Source organism: Streptomyces sp. ADI95-17, from assembly GCF_003846175.1.
Taxonomy (GTDB): Bacteria; Actinomycetota; Actinomycetes; order Streptomycetales; family Streptomycetaceae; genus Streptomyces; species Streptomyces sanglieri.
In genome coordinates, this window is the sequence record NZ_ML123053.1 from 54,221 (window position 1) to 57,770 (window position 3,550).

Annotated in this window: 1 protein-coding gene; it reads left to right on the forward strand. The window is 74.1% G+C overall.

Going from position 1 to position 3,550, the window contains the following annotated elements:
• Position 1 precedes the first annotated feature (1 nt).
• The coding region (locus EES42_RS39505) for an SDR family NAD(P)-dependent oxidoreductase (RefSeq protein ID WP_346775442.1) at positions 2 to 3,550 on the forward strand (3,549 nt) is incomplete at its 3' end.

A 3,550-nucleotide genomic window follows, 5' to 3' on the forward strand; every position in this document is an offset into this window, starting at 1 on the left:
CCTGCGGGTCAGCCATGCCTTCCACTCGCCGCGTATGGACGCCATGCTCGAAGAGTTCGGGAAGTTCGCAGGGACCCTGGAGTTCCACGCGCCCGAACTGCCCGTCGTCTCGAACGTGACCGGCGGCGTCATCGCCGCCAAGGAGCTGGCCGACCCCGACTACTGGGTGCGCCACGTCCGTGCGGCCGTCCGCTTCCACGACGGGATCCGGGCGCTCGCCGACCACGGCGTCACCGCGTTCCTGGAGATCGGCCCCGGCGGCGTACTGACCGCCCTGGGCCAGGACTGCCTGACGGACCTCCCCGCGGGAGCCGCGGAGCCCGCCTTCGTCCCCGCGCTGCGCACAGACAGGCCCGAGGGCCAGGCGCTCGTCACCGCCCTCACCGAACTGCACGTCCACGGCGCAGGCCCGGACTGGACGGCCCTCTTCGAAGGCACCGGCGCGCACGTGACCGCGCTGCCCACCTACGCCTTCCAGCGGGCGTCGTACTGGCCGAAGCTGTCCGCCGCCTGGGCCGGCGACGCCACCGCCATGGGGCTGCGTTCGGCCGAACACCCGCTGCTCAGCGCCGCGGTCGCCCTGGCCGGCGACGACGGCATGCTGTTCACCGGCAGACTCTCCCTGCAGACCCACCCCTGGCTCGCCGACCACACCGTCCTCGGCACCGTCCTGCTGCCCGGCACTGCCTTCGTCGAGCTGGCCATCCACGCCGGCGACCAACTCGGCTGCGGGCAGATCGTGGAGCTCAACCTGGAGGCGCCGCTCATCCTGCCCACCGAGGGCGGCATCGCCGTACAGATGAGCGTCGGCACCCTTGACGCGAGCGGACACCGCGAGCTGTACGTCTACTCGCGGGCCGACGACGCACAGAGCGAGGACGGCTGGACCCGCAACGCCAGCGGAGTGCTCGCCCCCGGCCAGGCCGCGGCACCCGACTGGAACGACTTCACCGCCTGGCCGCCCCCGGAGGCCGTCCGGATTCCCATGGACGACTTCTACGCCAGGCTCGACGCCGCCAACTACGGCTACGGGCCCGCCTTCCAGGGCCTGCGGTCGGTGTGGCGGCGCGGCGAAGACGTCTTCGCGGAGGTCCGCCTGCCGGAGGAACCGGCCGCCGAGGCCGGCAGGTTCGGCCTGCACCCCGCTCTGTTCGACGCCGCGATGCACTCGCGGGCCATGCTGGGCTCCGGCGACGGCACGGAGTCCGGACAGGAGCGGCTGCCCTTCTCCTGGACCGGGGTCTCCCTGTACGCCGCGGGCGCCGCCGCGCTGCGGGTGCGGCTCACCCCGACCGGCAGCCACACAGTGTCGGTCGCGCTGGCCGACGGCACCGGGGCGCCCGTCGCCTCCGTCGAGGCCACGGCGCTGCGCCCGGTCTCCGCCGAGCAGCTCGACGTCGCCCGCAGCGCCCACCACGACCGTCTCTTCCGTGTCGAGTGGCCGGTGCTCACGGAGACCGGCACAGCGCCGGACACCAGCGGCTGGGCCGTCCTCGGCGACACCTCCTTCGGGCTGCCCGCGAACCTGCGCTACCCGGACCTGGTGGAGCTCGGCGAGGCCGTCGAGGCGGGCGGGCCCGTGCCCGACGTCCTCTTCGTTCCCTGTGTGTCCGAACCCGGCACGGACACCGTCGAGTCGGCGCACGGAGCCGCCGCCCGTGTCCTCGCGCTCGCCCAGATCCTCGTCGAGGACGACCGGTTCGCGTACACCCGCCTGGTCTTCGTCACCCGCGGCGCGGTCGGCGCCACCGCCGACGACGAGGTCGAGGACGTCGCACAGGCCACCGTGTGGGGTCTGATCCGCTCGGCGCAGTCGGAGAACCCCGGCCGGTTCACCCTCGTCGACCTCGACGGACTGCCCGCCTCGCACCGCGCGCTCCCGCAGGCCCTGGCCGACGGCGAACCGCAGTGCGCCATCAGGGCGGGACAGGTGAGGGTGCCCCGGCTCGCCCGGGTGGCGGCGCCCGAGGCCCCCGCCGACGCACCGCTCCTCGGCAGGCCCGGCGGCACCGTTCTGATGACCGGTGCCACCGGCACGCTCGGCAAGCTGTTCGCCAGGCACCTGGTCACCGCGCACGGAGTCGAGCGGCTGCTGCTCGTCAGCAGGAGCGGCCCGCAGGCGCCGGGCGCGGCCGAACTGGAGGCCGAACTCACCGGCCTCGGAGCCACGGTGACCGTCGCGGCCTGCGACGTCGCCGACCGGGCCCGGCTCGGTGAGCTCCTCGCCGCCGTCCCCGCCGAGCATCCGGTGACCGCCGTCGTGCACGCCGCTGGCATCACCGACGACGGCGTGCTCAACGCGCTGACGCCGGCGCGCCTCACCGCGGTGCTGCGGCCCAAGGTGGACGCCGCGGTCGCGCTGCACGAACTCACCAAGGACCTGGACCTGTCCGCGTTCATCCTGTTCTCCTCGGTCGCCGCCACCCTCGGCGGCGCGGGACAGGGCAACTACGCCGCGGCCAACGTCTTCCTGGACTCCCTCGCCCAGCACCGCCGCGCCCGCGGCCTCGCCGCGACCTCGCTCGCCTGGGGCCTGTGGGCCGAGCGCAGCGGCATGGCCGCGAGCCTCGACGACACCCAGCTGAGCCGGATCGGCAGGTCCGGTGTCGGCTCGCTGGAGTCGGCGGACGGCCTGGCCCTGTTCGACGTCACACGCACCCTGGACGACGCGACCCTGGTGCCCGCGCCCCTGGACGTGTCCGGGCTGCGTGGTGCCACCGCGGCCGACGCCGTGCCGCCGCTGCTGCGCGGCCTGGTGCGGCTGCCGGCCAGGCCCGCCGCGCAGAGTGGCGGCTCCGGCGAGGAACCGCTCGCGCAGCGACTGGCAGGCCTCGCCGAGGACGACCGAGCGGCAGCGGTCCTCGACCTGGTGCGGACCCAGGCCGCCGCCGTACTCGGCTACGCCGCACAGGACGAGATCGGCGCCGGACGCGCCTTCAACGACCTGGGCTTCGACTCGCTCACCGCGATCGAGATGCGCAACCGCATGAACCTCGTCACCGGGCTGCGGCTGCCCTCCACCCTCGTCTTCGACTACCCGACCCCCGCCGCGCTCGCCGCGCATGTGTCCTCGCTCCTGGTGGGATCGGCCGCACCCGCGGGAAGCCCCGGCCCGGTCAGGGCCGTCGACAGCGACGAACCCATCGCCATCGTCGGCATGAGCTGCCGGCTGCCGGGGAACGTGGAGACCCCCGAGGACCTGTGGCGCCTGGTGGCCGACGGCGTGGACGCCGTCATCGACGTACCCGCCGAGCGCGGCTGGGACATCGAGGGGCTCCGCGGCGGATTCCTCGCCGCCCCGGGCGACTTCGACCCCGTGTTCTTCGGGATATCGCCGCGCGAGGCGATCGCGATGGACCCGCAGCAGCGGCTGATGATGGAGTCCTCCTGGGAGGCCGTCGAGGCGGCGGGCATCGACCCGACCTCGCTGCGCGGCTCCCGCACCGGCGTCTTCGTGGGCTCCAGCGGCCAGGACTACACCGGCCTGCTCCAGCAGGCGGAGGACAGCAACGCCGGGTACATCCTGACCGGCACCACCGCCAGCGTCATC